Source organism: Ensifer sp. ENS06, from assembly GCF_014852205.1.
In the GTDB taxonomy this organism is placed as follows: domain Bacteria; phylum Pseudomonadota; class Alphaproteobacteria; order Rhizobiales; family Rhizobiaceae; genus Ensifer; species Ensifer adhaerens.
Genome location: NZ_JACVBC010000013.1, coordinates 162,724 through 177,323 on the forward strand (window position 1 = coordinate 162,724; position 14,600 = coordinate 177,323).

At 62.6% G+C, this 14,600-nt stretch carries 15 protein-coding genes; 8 read left to right on the plus strand and 7 right to left on the minus strand.

Features of this window, described 5'->3' with window-relative positions; translation table 11 throughout:
• Positions 1-9: 9 nt before the first annotated feature.
• Genes IB279_RS30230 through pcaF form a run of 5 tightly spaced genes read left to right on the plus strand, consistent with a single transcriptional unit; the run spans position 10 to position 5,200 of the window.
• Positions 10-1,197 (plus strand): acyl-CoA dehydrogenase, encoded by a 1,188-nt coding sequence (locus IB279_RS30230; protein ID WP_034796255.1) that lies wholly within the window; start codon positions 10-12, stop codon positions 1,195-1,197.
• A gap of 11 nt (positions 1,198-1,208) precedes the next feature.
• The gene (locus IB279_RS30235) at positions 1,209-1,637 is read left to right on the plus strand and encodes a thioesterase family protein (RefSeq protein ID WP_192340450.1); all 429 of its coding nucleotides are present in this window, start codon (positions 1,209-1,211) and stop codon (positions 1,635-1,637) included.
• Positions 1,615-2,010 (plus strand): RidA family protein, encoded by a 396-nt coding sequence (locus IB279_RS30240; RefSeq protein ID WP_034796252.1) that lies wholly within the window; start codon positions 1,615-1,617, stop codon positions 2,008-2,010. The genes IB279_RS30235 and IB279_RS30240 overlap by 23 nt, the downstream gene beginning before the upstream one ends.
• 11 nt (positions 2,011-2,021) lie before the next feature.
• Complete coding sequence (locus tag IB279_RS30245) at positions 2,022-3,992, plus strand: 3-hydroxyacyl-CoA dehydrogenase NAD-binding domain-containing protein (RefSeq protein WP_192340452.1); 1,971 nt, start codon at positions 2,022-2,024, stop codon at positions 3,990-3,992.
• A gap of 5 nt (positions 3,993-3,997) precedes the next feature.
• Positions 3,998-5,200: a 3-oxoadipyl-CoA thiolase gene (pcaF, locus tag IB279_RS30250; protein WP_060603473.1), complete on the plus strand. Its 1,203-nt coding sequence runs from the start codon at positions 3,998-4,000 to the stop codon at positions 5,198-5,200.
• Positions 5,201-5,313: 113 nt separating this feature from the next.
• On the opposite strand, the gene IB279_RS30255 is transcribed toward pcaF, so the two are convergent.
• From IB279_RS30255 to IB279_RS30280, 6 genes are all read right to left on the minus strand, one after another.
• A complete protein-coding gene (locus tag IB279_RS30255; RefSeq protein ID WP_060580779.1) occupies positions 5,314-6,438 on the minus strand; it encodes a substrate-binding domain-containing protein in 1,125 nt (374 codons plus the stop codon).
• A gap of 92 nt (positions 6,439-6,530) precedes the next feature.
• Positions 6,531-7,532 (minus strand): ABC transporter permease, encoded by a 1,002-nt coding sequence (locus tag IB279_RS30260; RefSeq protein ID WP_051659341.1) that lies wholly within the window; start codon positions 7,530-7,532, stop codon positions 6,531-6,533.
• Entirely contained in the window at positions 7,529-8,509 is a 981-nt protein-coding gene (locus tag IB279_RS30265; protein ID WP_082566303.1) for an ABC transporter permease, read from the minus strand. The genes IB279_RS30260 and IB279_RS30265 overlap by 4 nt, the downstream gene beginning before the upstream one ends.
• Positions 8,506-10,020, minus strand: a complete 1,515-nt coding sequence (locus IB279_RS30270; RefSeq protein ID WP_113136009.1) for a sugar ABC transporter ATP-binding protein — start codon at positions 10,018-10,020, stop codon at positions 8,506-8,508. Before IB279_RS30270 ends, IB279_RS30265 begins: the two co-directional genes overlap by 4 nt.
• Complete coding sequence (locus IB279_RS30275) at positions 10,017-10,865, minus strand: sugar phosphate isomerase/epimerase (RefSeq protein WP_060518036.1); 849 nt, start codon at positions 10,863-10,865, stop codon at positions 10,017-10,019. The genes IB279_RS30270 and IB279_RS30275 overlap by 4 nt, the downstream gene beginning before the upstream one ends.
• Positions 10,866-10,872: 7 nt before the next feature.
• Entirely contained in the window at positions 10,873-11,739 is an 867-nt protein-coding gene (locus IB279_RS30280; RefSeq protein WP_192340454.1) for a sugar phosphate isomerase/epimerase, read from the minus strand.
• 161 nt (positions 11,740-11,900) lie between these two features.
• Between IB279_RS30280 and IB279_RS30285 the strand changes: the two genes are divergently transcribed.
• The 3 genes from IB279_RS30285 to IB279_RS30295 all read left to right on the plus strand — a co-directional run bounded on the left by IB279_RS30285 (position 11,901) and on the right by IB279_RS30295 (position 14,317).
• Positions 11,901-12,935 carry an AraC family transcriptional regulator gene (locus tag IB279_RS30285; RefSeq protein WP_060518040.1) on the plus strand — a complete coding sequence of 345 codons (1,035 nt, stop codon included), beginning with the start codon at positions 11,901-11,903 and terminating at the stop codon, positions 12,933-12,935.
• Between the two features lie 31 nt (positions 12,936-12,966).
• Entirely contained in the window at positions 12,967-13,590 is a 624-nt protein-coding gene (locus IB279_RS30290; RefSeq protein WP_060580784.1) for a TetR/AcrR family transcriptional regulator, read from the plus strand.
• 277 nt (positions 13,591-13,867) lie between these two features.
• Positions 13,868-14,317 (plus strand): DUF2269 family protein, encoded by a 450-nt coding sequence (locus IB279_RS30295; protein ID WP_060580785.1) that lies wholly within the window; start codon positions 13,868-13,870, stop codon positions 14,315-14,317.
• 92 nt (positions 14,318-14,409) lie between these two features.
• Here the strand turns inward: IB279_RS30295 and IB279_RS30300 are convergent.
• Positions 14,410-14,600 (minus strand): NAD(P)(+) transhydrogenase (Re/Si-specific) subunit beta (locus IB279_RS30300; RefSeq protein WP_192340456.1); only part of this gene is annotated, 191 nt, incomplete at its 5' end.

Below are 14,600 nucleotides of genomic sequence, written 5' to 3' on the forward strand. Positions count from 1 at the left end.
GTGTCGAACATGCATGGTTCGAAGGCGTCATTCGACTGGCAGGACCCGTTCAACCTGGATCAGCAGTTGAGCGAAGAAGAACGCATGGTGCGCCAGACCGCTGCGCGCTATGCCGAAGACCGTCTGGCTCCGCGCGTCCAGGAGGCATTCCGCCACGAGAAAACCGATCCGTCGATCTTTGCCGAGATGGGCGAACTCGGCCTGCTCGGTCCGATGGTGTCGGAGGAATACGGGGGCGCCGGCCTCAACTACGTTTCCTACGGCCTGATCGCCCGTGAGGTCGAACGCATCGACAGCGGCTACCGCTCGATGATGAGCGTGCAGTCTTCGCTCGTCATCGTGCCGATCCATACCTTCGGCAGTGAAGCGCAGAAGCGCAAATACCTGCCAGGACTGATTGCCGGCACCAAGATCGGCTGCTTTGGCCTGACCGAGCCAGACCACGGTTCTGATCCCGGATCGATGATCACCAAGGCCGCCAAGGTCGATGGCGGCTATCTGCTGTCCGGTTCAAAGACATGGATCTCCAATGCGCCGATCGCCGACGTGTTCGTCGTCTGGGCAAAGACATCAGATGGCGCCATCCGCGGCTTCATCCTCGAAAAGGGGTGGAAGGGTCTCAGCGCGCCGGCGATCCACGGCAAGGTGGGCTTAAGGGCATCGATCACCGGCCAGATCGTCATGGACGAGGTCTTCGTGCCGGACGAAAACATGCTGCCTGAGGTGACAGGACTGAAGGGCCCCTTCACCTGCCTCAACTCCGCGCGCTTCGGCATCGCCTGGGGCGCCCTTGGTGCAGCCGAGTCCTGCTATGACACGGCGCGGCAATACGTGATCGACCGCAAGCAGTTCGGCCGGCCGCTTGCCGCCAACCAGCTGATCCAGAAGAAGCTTGCGGACATGGCAACCGAAATCGCCCTTGGCCTGCAGGGCTGCCTGCGCCTCGGGCGCATGAAGGATGAAGGCAATCCGCCGGTCGAACTGACCTCGATCCTCAAGCGCAACTCCTGCGGAAAAGCGTTGGAAATCGCCAGAACTGCGCGCGACATGCTCGGCGGCAACGGCATTTCGGACGAATTTCCGGTGGCCCGCCACCTCGTCAATCTGGAAGTGGTCAACACCTATGAGGGTACCCACGACATCCATGCGCTGATCCTCGGCCGTGCCATCACCGGCATTGCCGCCTTTGCGAACTGAGGTCGGCATCGATGTTCAGGACCACGAGACCACTGCGGTTCGGAGACTGCGACCCCTCGGGGATCGCCTACTTCCCGTCCTATCTCAATATTCTTGTCGGGGTGACGGAGGACTTCTTCGCCTCGCTCGGCTTTCCCTGGAAAGCCATGAACGACGAGCGGCGGATCGGCGTGCCGACGGTGCGCCTCGATCTCACCTTCTCTCGACCGGGCTTCCAGGGCGACGATCTGGATTTCGCGCTGGCGGTGCGCGGCATTGGCCGCTCGTCGCTCGACATGGAGCACACGGTCTCGGCGAGAGGCGCCGTGCTCTGGACAGCAAAACAGCGGGTCGTTGCCACCTCGCTCGACAATCACGCTTCTTGTGCCTGGCCGGACGATATCCGCGCCGCGCTGACACAACATCTGGAGACGACCGATGCACACCATCCTGCAACCTGAAGGCTGGGCTAAGCCCATCGGCTATGCCAACGGCGTCTCGGCCAAAGGCCGCACCGTCTTCATCGGCGGCCAAATCGGCTGGAACGCGCAGTCCGAGTTCGAGACCGACGATTTCGTCGAGCAGGTGCGCCAGACGCTGAAGAACGTGGTCGCAGTGCTTGCGGCCGGCGGCGCCGAGCCGCAGCACATCACCACCATGACCTGGTACTTCACTGACAAGCAGGAATATGTCGGCAATCTGCGCGGCATCGGTCAGGCCTATCGCGACATCATCGGCCGGCATTTCCCGGCCATGGCTGCGATGCAGGTCGTCTCGCTCGTCGAAGACCGCGCCAAGATCGAGATCCAGGCAACGGCCGTCGTCCCCGATTGAGGTTTGGCAGCATGGCCGAGATCCGATTTTCCGAAAGCGTTTCCGCCCGACTTGAAGGTGGCGTTCTCCTCGTTACCATCGACAACGCGCCCGTCAACGCGCTCTCCGCGGATGTCCGTTCCGGCCTGATGGCGGCGCTTGACCATGTTGCCGAACGGTCGACGATTGCGGGTCTCGTCATCACCGGCGCCGGCAATACCTTCATCGGCGGCGCGGATATCAGGGAGTTTGGCAAGCCGCCGGTCGACCCGCTGCTTCCCGAAGTGATCGAGCGCATCGAGACCTTCGACAAGCCGGTTGCCGCAGCCGTCAACGGCCCCGCCCTTGGCGGCGGCTGCGAAGTGGCGCTTGCCTGCCACGGCCGGATTGCCGGCGAGAAGGTGTCGTTCGGCCTGCCCGAGGTAAAGCTCGGGCTTGTCCCGGGTGCTGGCGGGACGCAGCGCTTGCCACGCCTGATCGGCACGGTCATGGCGATCGATCTCATCGGAACCGGTCGTGCCGTGAAGGCCGCCGAAGCTGTGGCGCTTGGGCTTGCCGACAGCATTGCCGCCGATCCTGTCGCTGTCGCTCTGGCTTTCGTTCAAGAGCAAGCTGGCAAGCCGCTCCGTCGGACCGGCATGATCGCCGTCCCGCCTGCGCACGCCAAAGCCGTCGGCGCGGTGGAAGCGAAGGTTCTGGCAAAGGCCCGCGGCCAGGCTGCCCCCGCCGAGGCAATCCGCCTCGTTAAGGCAGCCGGTGAACTCGACCTGAAGCAAGGACTGGCTGAGGAACGCGCGACTTTCCGGCGTCTGCGGGATTCGGTCGAGTCAGCGGCCCTCAGGCATGTGTTTTTTGCGGAGCGCGCCGCCGGCAAGGTCGAAGGGCTCGACAAGGTTTCGCCTCGGCCGATCGCGATCGTCGGTGTCGTCGGCACCGGGCTGATGGGGTCCGGCATCGCGGTCTCCGCCTTGATCTCCGGCTACCGCGTGGTCGCCTTGGAGCAGACGGAAGAAGCCGCAGCCGGCGGACGGGCACGCATTGCCGAGACGCTCGACAAGACCGTGCGGGCTGGACGATTGACTGCTGACGGACGCGACGAATGCCTCGCGCGGCTGCAGACCACCGCAGAAGCCGTTGAGCTCGCGAAAGCTGACCTCGTCATCGAAGCGGTGTTCGACGACCTCCAGGTCAAGACGGAGTTGTTTCAGAAGCTCGACGGCATCGTCGCACCGGGCGCCATCCTCGCGACCAACACCAGTTATCTCGACCCCGATACGATCGCGGCGGCGACGGTCGATCCATCACGGGTGGTGGGCCTGCATTTCTTTTCGCCCGCCAACGTGATGCGGCTCGTCGAAGTCGTTGATTGCGCCAAGACCGCGCCGGACGTCCTGGCGACGGCGCTTGCCTTCGTCAAACGCCTCGGCAAGCTGCCGGTCGTAACCGGGGTCACCGAAGGCTTCATCGGCAACCGCATTTTCTCGGCCTATCGCCGCGAGGCGGAGTTCATGCTGGAAGATGGAGCACTGCCGCAGGAGATCGACGCCGCGCTCGAGGCCTATGGCTTTCCGATGGGCATCTTCGCCGTCAACGACATGGCCGGACTGGAGATTGCCTGGGCACGACGCAAGCGACAGGCGGCAACACGCGATCCTGCCGCACGCTATGTCGAAATCGCCGACAGGCTCTGCGAGGCCGGCCGTCTCGGCCGCAAGAGTGGCCGCGGCTGGTACGCCTATCCCGATGGTGAGCGCACCGTTGATCCCGACGTCACGGCGATGATCGAAACGGCGCGGGCAGCCAAGCGCATCACGCCGCGCGCCTTTAAATCCGATGAGATCATGAACCGGCTTCTGAACGCCATGTGCGACGAAGGCAAGGCGCTGCTCGCCGAAGGCATCGCCGCGCGTCCCGGCGACATCGATCTCGTGATGATCAACGGCTACGGATTTCCCGCGCACAACGGCGGGCCGATGTTTGCAGCCGGGCAAAGCAAAGGATAAATCTCATGGCTGAAGCCTACATCGTCGGCGGCGTGCGAACCCCCATCGGCCGCTACGGCGGAGCACTCTCGAGCGCCCGCCCGGACGATCTTGCGGCCCATGTCATCCGCGAGGCGCTGGCGCGCGTAGCATCCATTCCGGCCGAAGCGATCGACGAGGTCGTACTTGGCTGCGCCAACCAGGCGGGTGAGGACAATCGCAACGTCGCCCGCATGGCCTCCTTGCTCGCCGGGCTACCGGAGACGGTCGCCGGAACGACCATCAACCGGCTGTGCGGTTCCGGGCTCGATGCAGTCGGTTATGCCGCTCGCGCGATCCGGCTGGGGGAGGCCGAAATCATGGTCGCCGGCGGCGTCGAAAGCATGTCGCGTGCGCCCTTCGTCATGCCGAAGGCCGAAGGCCCGTTCCAGCGCAGCACCGAGATCCACGACACGACGATCGGCTGGCGCTTCATCAACACGGCCATGAAAGACCGATACGGCATCGACTCGATGCCGGAGACCGCCGAAAACCTCGCCGCCGAATTTTCCATCTCCCGCAAAGATCAGGACGCCTTTGCACTGCGCAGCCAGGCGCGCGCGGCAGTTGCGCAAAAGAGCGGGCGTCTCGCCCGCGAGATCGCCGCCTACGCGATCAAGGGACGCAAGGGCGAGACGACCCACGTCGAACACGACGAACATCCGCGCGAGACGACGCTCGAAAAGCTTGCGAGCCTGCCGACGCCCTTCCGCGCCAATGGCACGGTAACCGCGGGCAACGCATCGGGCGTCAACGACGGCGCGGCCGCGCTCATTCTCGCCTCAGCCGGCGCGGTCGAGCGCTACGGACTTCAGCCCTTGGCCCGCGTCGACGGCATGGCAACGGCCGGTGTTGCCCCACGCATCATGGGCATCGGACCGGTCTTTTCCACGCACAAGCTCCTGGAACGTTTTGGTCTCGGCATCGGCGACATCGATGTCGTCGAGTTGAACGAGGCCTTTGCAGCGCAGGCGCTCGCCTGCATGCGGCAACTGGGGCTTGCCGACGATGCGCCCCGTGTCAATCCGAACGGCGGCGCCATCGCGCTCGGCCATCCGCTCGGCATGTCCGGTGCACGCCTGGCGTTGACCGCCGCGTTGGAGCTCGAAGCGCAGGGTGCCAAGCGTGCGATCGCCACCATGTGCATCGGCGTCGGACAGGGCATCTCGATCCTGTTGACACGGCCGTAGCGGCTGCACGCTTCGTGCCGTCAGCCGAAGGCCGCTCAAGACAATGAGAAAGCTGGGCTTGCTACTCAGCTCATGGGACTGAGACCGAGCCGCAAGCGGCTCGGTCTTCAAGCTTATTTTCCACCCCAGGCGGCGGGATAGTCCGGCAGCTTCTCGCAGCCGCACATGGCGTGATGCAGCGGGGGCATCTTGGCGTCGACATATTGATCGAGCGTTTCTGCCGTGATCGCCGGCTGCGGCATTACCCATTCCGGACCCGGCACCGCCTCGCCCTGCAGCACCTTCACTGCCGCGATGATTGGCGTGCGCCATTGGTAGGTCGGATAGGTCGGGGCTATCGCCTTGAAGCCTTCCGACTTCCACTTGACCAGGAAGTCCTGCTGGTCCTCGCCGGTAATGATCGGGGGCGGCAGGCCCGCATCCTCGAAGGCTTCGAGGGCTGCAACTGCTGTGGCACCAGCGTCCATCCAGATCGCGTCGATTTTGCCGCGTTGCAGGTAGTCTTCGACGATCGACTTGGTCTTGGCATTGTCGCCCTCGGTGAATTCCTCGCCGATGACGTTCAGCCCTGTCTCCTTGAAAATGCGCTTGGCCGCGGACGCGCGGGTCTCGAGCACATCGACACCCGGTACGATGCGCAGCATCAGGACGTCGGCGCCCGCGGGTGCCGTCGCCGCCACGAACTCGCCTGCCTGGATACCGAAGCCGTAACCACCCACCGGATGGATGAAGGTGACCGGGCATTTGGTGTTGACGCCGCGGTCAAAGACGATCACCGGCAGCTTGGCACAAGCCTTCTCGACTGCAGGCGTCAAGGCTGCCGTCGTATTCGGCGAGACAATCAGGGCCGAACATTTGCCGCCGTTGATGAGGTCGTCGATGTCGGCGATCTGCTTGTCGTCGGACCCTTCGGCATCGACGTGAATGAGCTCCTTGATTTCCGGATGGAGCTTTACTTCGGCCTGCATGTTCGTCCAGCCGGTTACCCGCCAGGCATTGTTCACGCCGGCGTTTGAAAAGCAGATCGTGTAGGGACCTGGCTTCTTGTACTTTGCGGTGTCGGCCATCTGGTCGCCGTAGTACTGCTCCCAAGGCTCCCCGTCGGGACCATTGGCCTTGGCCGTCAGCAGCGTCCGCTGTCTGTCGAACTCGGCAGTATCGTCGAAGTTCAGCTGTTGGCTATGCGCCGTGCCGGCGACGAGCGCAGCCGAAAGTGCGGCGGTCAGCAATTTTTTCATGTCTCACTCCCATTGATCATGATTTTTCAGTTCCTCCCGATGGCCTGGAGCGGAATGCGGAAAGCGCCCGCAACCCGCTCTGACCCTCGAAATCAGGTCCCGCCGGCGCGGTTGCGCCGGTAGGTTGCAAGCACGACTGCGGCGATCAGGATCAAGCCCTGGACGACATCGCGCGTCGGCTTCGGCAGTCCGATGAAGTTGAGCAGCGTGAAGATGGCGGTCAGCGTCAGCGCGCCTGCAATCGAGGCGGGCACGGAGCCGCGGCCGCCGAGAAGCTGCGCTCCGCCGATCACGCAGGCGGTGATCGCCTGCAGCTCGTAGCCGACGCCGACATCGGTTGATACGCCCGCAAATCCACCGAGCAGGATGCCGGCCGTCACCGCGCTCAGCGACGAGGCGACAAAGGCGATGATGCGCACCCTCTCGATCGGCACACCCGACATTTGCGCCGCGCGCGGATTGTCGCCGAGCGCATGCAGCATGCGCCCGAGATTGGTGCGATGCATGAGCCAGAAGAAGACGAAGCCGACGACCAACAGCACCAGCAATGCCACCGGCAGGAACTGGATCAATGGAATGCCCTGAAGGCTGGCGCGCCCGAAGAAGCGGAACGTCTCCGGCAGGTAGCCGCGCGGTGATCCGCTCGACCACATGAAGGCAGCACCATTGAGCGTGATCATCATGCCGAGCGTGGCGATCAATGACGGCACCCGCAGATAGGAAACGACCAGGCCGTTCACCACGCCGACGGCGAGCCCCACCGCATACATGACCGCAATCACCCACCAGGTCGCATCGGCACTGTTGTCGAGCAGCATCGACGAGCCGACGACCGTCAGCGTGATGAGCGAGCCTGCCGAAAGGTCAAAACCGCCGGAGACGATGACGTAGATTTGGCCGGCCGCAAGGATTGCAAGAGGAGCGGCTCGCTTCAGGAAATTCATGTAGCCCGTGGGCTCGATGAAGTTCGGGTTCGAAAACGTGATGGCAACGAGAAGGGCTGCCAGCACGAAGAAGACGGGATTGATCTTCGGCAGCCGCCCAATGCTTGCCACGCCGCGCGTCTTTGCGGAGCCGACGGTTTCCTGGATCATGCCACTATCCTCTTTGAACGGACTGCGTAAAAGGCGACGGCGGCGACGATGATGATGCCGCGCATTACCTGCTTGGCGAAGGCGTCAATGCCGGCGAGATTGAAGATGGAATCGATCAGCGAGAAAATGATCACGCCGGCAACAGTGCCCCAGATCCCACCCTTGCCGCCGGAGAGGATTGTGCCGCCGATGACGACGACGGCGATCGATTCCAGATCATAGGCGCCCTCCGTGCCGATCCAGGGCGAACCGGATTTCAGGCGGCTGGCCAAATAGAGGCCGGCGAGCGCCGCGCAAAGGCTGCAGATGATATGGCTCGCCATGACGACCCGCGTCGTGTTGATGCCGGCCGCGCGCGCCGTGTCGCGGTTGCCTCCAACCGAGTAGATGTTGGAGCCAAAGCGCGTGAAGCGCAGGACGATCCATGCGCCAAGGACCAGCAGCGCCAGAACGACCAGGCTGACCGGCAGCCCGAGCACCTCGCCATAGGCGAAATACTGGAACGCATCCGGTACCGAGCCGCCGAACCGGCCATGAAAGGAGGCAAGACAGCCCTGAATGATCAGCGCCATGCCGAGCGTCGCGATAAGCGGGTTGACATCGAGGCGGGTGATCAGGAGCCCGTTGAGGGTTCCGACCACCGTCCCCATCACAAGCACCGCAGCAACGGCCGGCACCATCATCGCAGGGTCGCCGTTCATGATCGCAGAGGACACCACGGCCGAGGCCGAGATGAGATGGGCCACCGACAGGTCGATCGAGCCGACGAGGATGGTGAAAGTCTGTCCAACGGCGGTGATGCCGAGCGCGATGGATCGGTTAAGGATGGAGACGGTCGCCTCCGGTGTCAGGAAGCGTGTCAGGCCGAGGCTGAGCGCAATCGCCGCATAGATCAGGACGGCCAGACCGAGCAGAAGCGCCGGCGCGTAGTGTTCCATGCGCCAGGCGGGACGCCGAGTGAGAGTTGCCTTGTTCATGCTGCCACCGCCTCCTCGCCAGTTGCCGCCAACATCACATCGGCTTCAGAGGCCCCGCGCGAAAACGCCGCGACGAGTTCGCCGTTCCGCATCACAAGGACGCGGTCGGATGCGCCGAGAACCTCCGGGAGATCGGACGAGACCATCATGATGGCCGTGCCCTTGCGCGCGAGATCGCGCATCAGGTGGTAGATCCCGGCCTTGGCATTGACGTCGATGCCGCGTGTCGGCTCGATGAAGATCAACAGCCGAGGCGCCAGCGCCAGCCAGCGCGCAACGATGGCTTTCTGCTGGTTGCCGCCCGACAGCGCCTTGATGTCCTGGGCAAAGCTGCCGGCGCGCACGTCGAGTTCGCGCAGCAGCTTTTCCATCGCTTCCGCCGAAACGAAAGGCGTCGCATTGGCATTGCCGGAAAGGCCGGAGAGTGCGCGAGACGTAAGCATGCCGTTGTCGACGACCGATTGCATCAACACCAGCGCTTCGGCCTTGCGATCGCCCGGCAGCAACCCGACCCCGGCGCTGATCGCCTCGCGCGGACTGGTGAACCGCGCCGGCTTGCCGGAAAGGGTGATCTCACCCTTGGTGAAGGGAGAAAGGCCGAATATCGCCTGCGCGAGCGCGACGCGCCCTGCCCCTTGCAAGCCCGAAAAACCGACGATCTCGCCTGCGCGCAGTTCGAAGGACACATTTTTCAGCCGTTCGTTGCCGGCGTTGCGGACTGAGAGCACGACGCCGCCGATCTCCTGCGGTGCTGCCGGTTCCGCATAGAAATCGCCAAGGTCGCGGCCCACCATGGCTCGTACGATCGCCTCGGGCTCAGGCACATGGTCGAAGCGAACCGCCACCTCGCCATCCTTGAGCACGGTAACACGATCGGCCAGCCGCGTGATTTCGGGCATGCGGTGGGTGATGTAGACGATCGCCACACCGCTTTTCTTCAAGGTGTCGACGAGACCGTAGAGCACCTCGCATTCGGCCTCGTTCAGCGCTGCCGTCGGCTCGTCCATCACGATCACCTTTGCCTCTAGCGACACCGCCTTGGCGATCTCCACCAGTTGCTGGCTGGCGACGTCGAGGTCAGCGACAACGGTGCTCGGCTCGATCCGGTGCGCCGAGCCGAAGAGCGCAAGCACGCGCCGCGCTTCGTCGTTCATCGCCCTGTGGTCGATTAGACCGCGGCGCGTCGGCTCGCGGCCGAGGAAGATGTTCTGTGCGACGGTTCGCTCGGGCAGTAGGGAGAATTCCTGATAGATGACGGCAATGCCCGCGCGGATCGCCGCAAGCGGATGCGTGAAATGCCGTTCCTCACCGTTTACGACAACCGCGCCTGCGTCCGGCCGATAGATGCCGGAGAGGATCTTCATCAGCGTCGACTTGCCGGCACCGTTTTCTCCCGCCAGCGCATGGACCTCACCGCAATGCGCGGAGAAGCTGACGTTTTTCAACGCCTTGACACCGGGGAAACTCTTGGCGATGCCGCGCATCTCGATAGCGGGGTGTTTCGTGTTCATGCAGCAGCCCATGTCTTGCGGATGAATGTCGCGCTCTCGGAAAAGAGCGTATCGAAGTCGGGAAACAGCGGCCGCCAGACGCGGGTCGCCGTCGCGATCGCCGGCAGCCCGGCGCCGAATGCCTCAAGCGTCAGCCAACCGTCATAGCCGATCTCCTTCAACACCGTGAACATCGCGCCAAATTCGATATGCCCCCGCCCGGGAATGCCACGATCGTTCTCGGAGACATGGAAGACCCCGATATCCTGGCCAATCAGGCGGATCGCCGCCTCCGGCCGACGCTCCTCCACATTGGCATGGAACGTGTCGTACATGATCTTGAAGGCAGGATGCGCCACGCGATCCACATAGGCACGCGCCTGCTCCATCGTGTTGAGAAAATAAGTCTCGAAGCGATTGAGCGGCTCGAGGCTCAAATGCATGCCGTTGGCCGCCGCCCGCTCCGCCAGCGCATGGTGCGCGTCTGCCCCATACTTCAACTCGTCTTCGCTGGCGCCCCTGCCGGTAAAGAAGCCGATCGGGGCATGAAACGGCCCGCCCATGCTTTCAGCACCAAGCGCTATTGCGCAATCCAGCGCCCAGTCGAGATGGGAAAGCCCGCGCGCCCGCACTTCGGCATCGCAACTGACGGGGTTTGCCTCAGGCGTCGGGACGATCGATGTGGTGGATCGGCCAAGGCCGAGCCCGTCCAATTCGCGGCCCAGGCGTTCGTAGTGACTGACCTTGCCCGACAGAACCGGCACTTCGACGCCATCATACCCGAGATCGCGCAACCGGCCGATATTGTCGAGATGCCTCTCCTCGACGAAATCGGTCAGGCAAAGGAGATTGATACCAAGCTTCATGACGCGCTCACTTCAGCGAAATGCCGAGATCGCGACACGTCGCGCGGATCCAGGCCAGTGACGTTTCGATCATCGGGCCGGCGGCGCCTTCGCATTCGAGGCTGAGTACGCCGTCGTAGCCGTGGTCGCGAAGCATGGCGAGACAGGTCTTGATATTCTCGGCATTGACGCCATCGCCGAGCGCACAATGGCTGACCGCGATCCCGGTCTGTCCGCCACGGGCAGCCGCTGCCAGCGACGGTGACACGTCCTTAAGATGGACATGAGACACCCTGTCGATGAACCGCGACAGAAACTGCGGCGGTTCCTGGCCGGCGATGAAGGTGTTGCCGGTGTCCATGTTCATGCGCAGCCACTTGCTGTCTGCGAAGGCGAGCATGCGCTCCATGAATTCCGGACGCGTCGTGAAATGACCATGAGGCTCGATGTTGACGACGATCTCGTGCGCTTCAGCGACTTCGACGATCTTTTCGTAGCTGCGCTTCATCAGCGCCATCGACTCTTCTTCGGTAAGTCCGGGCGGCATGTGGAGCCCGTCGGTCGTGTCGACGCAGGGACTGCCGGCCTGCGCGGCCCAGGCAATCGACTTCAGCACATAGGGCACACCTCTGAGCGGTCCGTCCTCACCAGACAGCGGATAGGCCGCATCGACCTGGGAAAAGCGCACGCCGTAACGCTCCATCTTGCGACGCAAGAGGACCGGGTCCTCGTAGAGCGCGACATGCGGTTGATAGCCCAGTCCGTGGATCCAGCTCACGCCGTCGATCAGACCACACTCGATGAAGTGCAAATCGTTGTCGCTCGCCCATTCCAGGCATTTTTCAAACGACCAGTAGGCCGAGTTGAACGCGTCCGTGTGGAAGCCTATCCGCACCGGCAAAATCCTCCCAATTTCCCCCATGCCATTGAGTTTCAATGGCAAATCACCAGCGCCTCCAAAATGCCGCTTGATGATGTCCAAGCATTGCGCAATAAATCGCTGCCTGCGTTCGAAATAGACGACTGGTAAATTTTATACATCTGCGGGGGAGCGGGATGACGAAGAGCAGCAACGAACGGGCGGTCAATCGGCCCGCGGTCTTCCGCGAGCCGGGCGCCCTGCTCTATGCCGGCAATTGCCAGGACCTGATGAAGGCCTCGCTTGCCGGCCAGGTGTCGCTCAACGCCTGGACGCGACGCGGCTATCCCGGCATCGACCTCGGCGCGGCGCTGCCGCAGGTCTGTTCCGTCGGCGGATGGGATGCGACGACCCCGCAGGACTGGGGCCTGCGCGAACATTGCAACGAGGGGGTCAAGATCGCCTATCTGGCGCGCGGCTCATTGACGATCACCATGGATGGCCGCAGGACGACGATCAACGAAGGCCAGATGTTCGTCGTGCGGCCCTGGCAGTTGCACGCGCTCGGCGATCCCAATGTCGGTGCCAGCCACATCATCTGGGTGCTCATGGATATGGGCGTGCGCCGACCACACGAAACCTGGCTGTGGCCCGACTGGATCGGCTGGCCCGAGCGCGACCGAAAGCGCCTGAGCGAACTTCTGTCGAAGAACGAACAGATTTCCTACAACGCCTCCCGCGAAGTTACCCGCACCTTCCTCGACATCCACGAGGTGGTGGCAGGCGGCGATATCGACGGTGGAGAGGCGCACCTGCGCCTCTTGATTTCGATGATGCTGCTGCAATTCCGCCAGATGCTGGAAAGCCAGGCACCGGTTCTCGATCTTGCTCTTGCAAGCTCGAAGCGCACGGTCGAGATCTTCCTGAAGCGGCTGCGTCATGCGCTCGACGAGGACTGGACGCTCGAGAACATGGCGGCGGAGTGCAATCTTTCCCGCACGCAATTTTCGCAGCATTGCCAGGTGCTGACCAACATGACGCCTGTCCGCTACCTCCAGACGCTCCGACTCAACGCCGCACGGCTGCTTCTTGAAAGCGGCGCGCAATCGGTCACCAACATCGCCTTTGATTGCGGCTTCTCATCGAGCCAATACTTTGCCACCTGTTACAAGAAGCGCTTCGGGTTTTCGCCAATGGAAACGCCGCGTCAGTCGCTATCGATCGCCAACTGAAAGTGGGCCGCCGCGACCGGATCAAAGCCGAATGGACAAGAAAGCTCTCCTGACGCCACGAAAGGTCGCTTCGCAGCAACGCTCGCGAGCGATGATCGAGGCCTTGGTCGAAGCGACTGCGCGTGCATTGATCAAAGAAGGATTTGAACGCGCCAACACAAACCGGATTGCCGAAGAGGCCGGCGTCAGCATCGGCTCTCTCTATCAGTATTTTCCGGGCAAGGAAGCGCTCGTCGTTGCCGTCATCGAACGCCACAAGAGCGAGATGGTGGATGTCTTGCGGGGTACGCTGGCCAAAGTGGCGACGCTGCCGCTCGACAGTGCCGTGCGCGAACTGGTCAAGACGATGATCGATGCTCATCGTGTGAACCCGGACCTTCATCGGGTGTTGGTCGAGGAAACGCCACGTGCAGGGCGGATCGGTACGATCGACGGTTTTGACAGAGAGTTCTACGGGTTGATCAGGGCTTATCTCGAATTGCACAAGGAAGAACTGCGGCCGATGGATCTGGATCTGGCCGCTTACATTTGCGTCAGCTGCACGGAGGCGCTGACGCACGGCGCGGTGGTCGACAGTCCAGAGAAGCTAAACGATGGGAACGTCGACGCCTTCATCAACGAAGTGACGACGCTGATCACGCGCTACCTGAAGTAACGGCCTTCGGGTAGCAGACATCCAAGATGCGAGCTGGGTCTTGGCGACTTGATGTCGCTCCGTGAACGCCGGCGTCCAACTGCGCGAACTACCGGGGGAATATGAACCGGGAGCGCTCGCAGAGACAGCTTCTCGAACGCGAGTAGATTTTTGCGAGTGATCGCTCACAATTGAGGCTGCACGCGGCCAATCCGACAGCCAACCTCGTGTCGAAATCAAATGCAGCACGAGCGGTCGAGCGACCGCTTCTCGAAGCTCCATACCAAGGTAAAAAGAGATGTACGCACACGTCGTGATGATTCATGCCGCGGCCATGGGCACGGCATTTCTGCTGTTTGCAGCAAGGGAGCTCCTTTTCATTTCTGCCCGGCGAGGGCAAATCGGGGCTGCAAAGTTGGCCCTGACCGCAAACAGGATTGCAGGTCTGCTCACCGGCATAGGGATTGCCGGAGGCATTGGCCTCATCGTTTTGGGTGGGTGGCCGCTATCGACACCCTGGCTACTGATGTCATTCACCCTGATCGCCGCCTTGATGATTGTCGAAAGCAGGGTCGTGCGGCCATGGGAGGCACAGGTGCATCCAGCCCTTGAAGGCACGATCGACAAAATGGAAGTCCGAACGCTTCTTAGAAACAAGCGCGCTTTGGGCGGCCGCCTGGCATCGATCTCGCTTTTTGCTCTGATAATAGCTCTGATGGTCGTCAAACCCGACCTACTCGGCGCCTAGGGCGACGCCATCGGACGCATCGGTCGCTCATCAACCGAGTTGAACTCACCGCCCCTATATGCGGAGCGATGAGTTGTCTTTTCAGGGCGTCATCACGCCAGCGCGGGCAGCAGCTGGTCGATGCTCTTCTTGGCGTCGCCGTAGAACATGCGGGTGTTGTCCTTGTAGAACAGCGGGTTCTCGATGCCGGAGTAACCGGTTCCCTGGCCACGCTTGGAGACGAACACCTGTTTGGCCTTCCAGACTTCGAGCACCGGCATGCCGGCGATCGGTGAGTTCGGAT

Excerpts from the sequence above, each read along its gene's own strand:
- IB279_RS30230 (WP_034796255.1), top strand. The coding sequence starts at position 10 with ATGCATGGTTCGAAGGCGTCATTCGACTGGCAGGACCCGTTCAACCTG.
- IB279_RS30235 (WP_192340450.1), top strand. The coding sequence starts at position 1,209 with ATGTTCAGGACCACGAGACCACTGCGGTTCGGAGACTGCGACCCCTCG.
- IB279_RS30240 (WP_034796252.1), top strand. The coding sequence starts at position 1,615 with ATGCACACCATCCTGCAACCTGAAGGCTGGGCTAAGCCCATCGGCTAT.
- IB279_RS30245 (WP_192340452.1), top strand. The coding sequence starts at position 2,022 with ATGGCCGAGATCCGATTTTCCGAAAGCGTTTCCGCCCGACTTGAAGGT.
- pcaF (WP_060603473.1), top strand. The coding sequence starts at position 3,998 with ATGGCTGAAGCCTACATCGTCGGCGGCGTGCGAACCCCCATCGGCCGC.
- IB279_RS30255 (WP_060580779.1), bottom strand. The coding sequence starts at position 6,438 with ATGAAAAAATTGCTGACCGCCGCACTTTCGGCTGCGCTCGTCGCCGGC.
- IB279_RS30260 (WP_051659341.1), bottom strand. The coding sequence starts at position 7,532 with ATGATCCAGGAAACCGTCGGCTCCGCAAAGACGCGCGGCGTGGCAAGC.
- IB279_RS30265 (WP_082566303.1), bottom strand. The coding sequence starts at position 8,509 with ATGAACAAGGCAACTCTCACTCGGCGTCCCGCCTGGCGCATGGAACAC.
- IB279_RS30270 (WP_113136009.1), bottom strand. The coding sequence starts at position 10,020 with ATGAACACGAAACACCCCGCTATCGAGATGCGCGGCATCGCCAAGAGT.
- IB279_RS30275 (WP_060518036.1), bottom strand. The coding sequence starts at position 10,865 with ATGAAGCTTGGTATCAATCTCCTTTGCCTGACCGATTTCGTCGAGGAG.
- IB279_RS30285 (WP_060518040.1), top strand. The coding sequence starts at position 11,901 with ATGACGAAGAGCAGCAACGAACGGGCGGTCAATCGGCCCGCGGTCTTC.
- IB279_RS30290 (WP_060580784.1), top strand. The coding sequence starts at position 12,967 with ATGGACAAGAAAGCTCTCCTGACGCCACGAAAGGTCGCTTCGCAGCAA.
- IB279_RS30295 (WP_060580785.1), top strand. The coding sequence starts at position 13,868 with ATGTACGCACACGTCGTGATGATTCATGCCGCGGCCATGGGCACGGCA.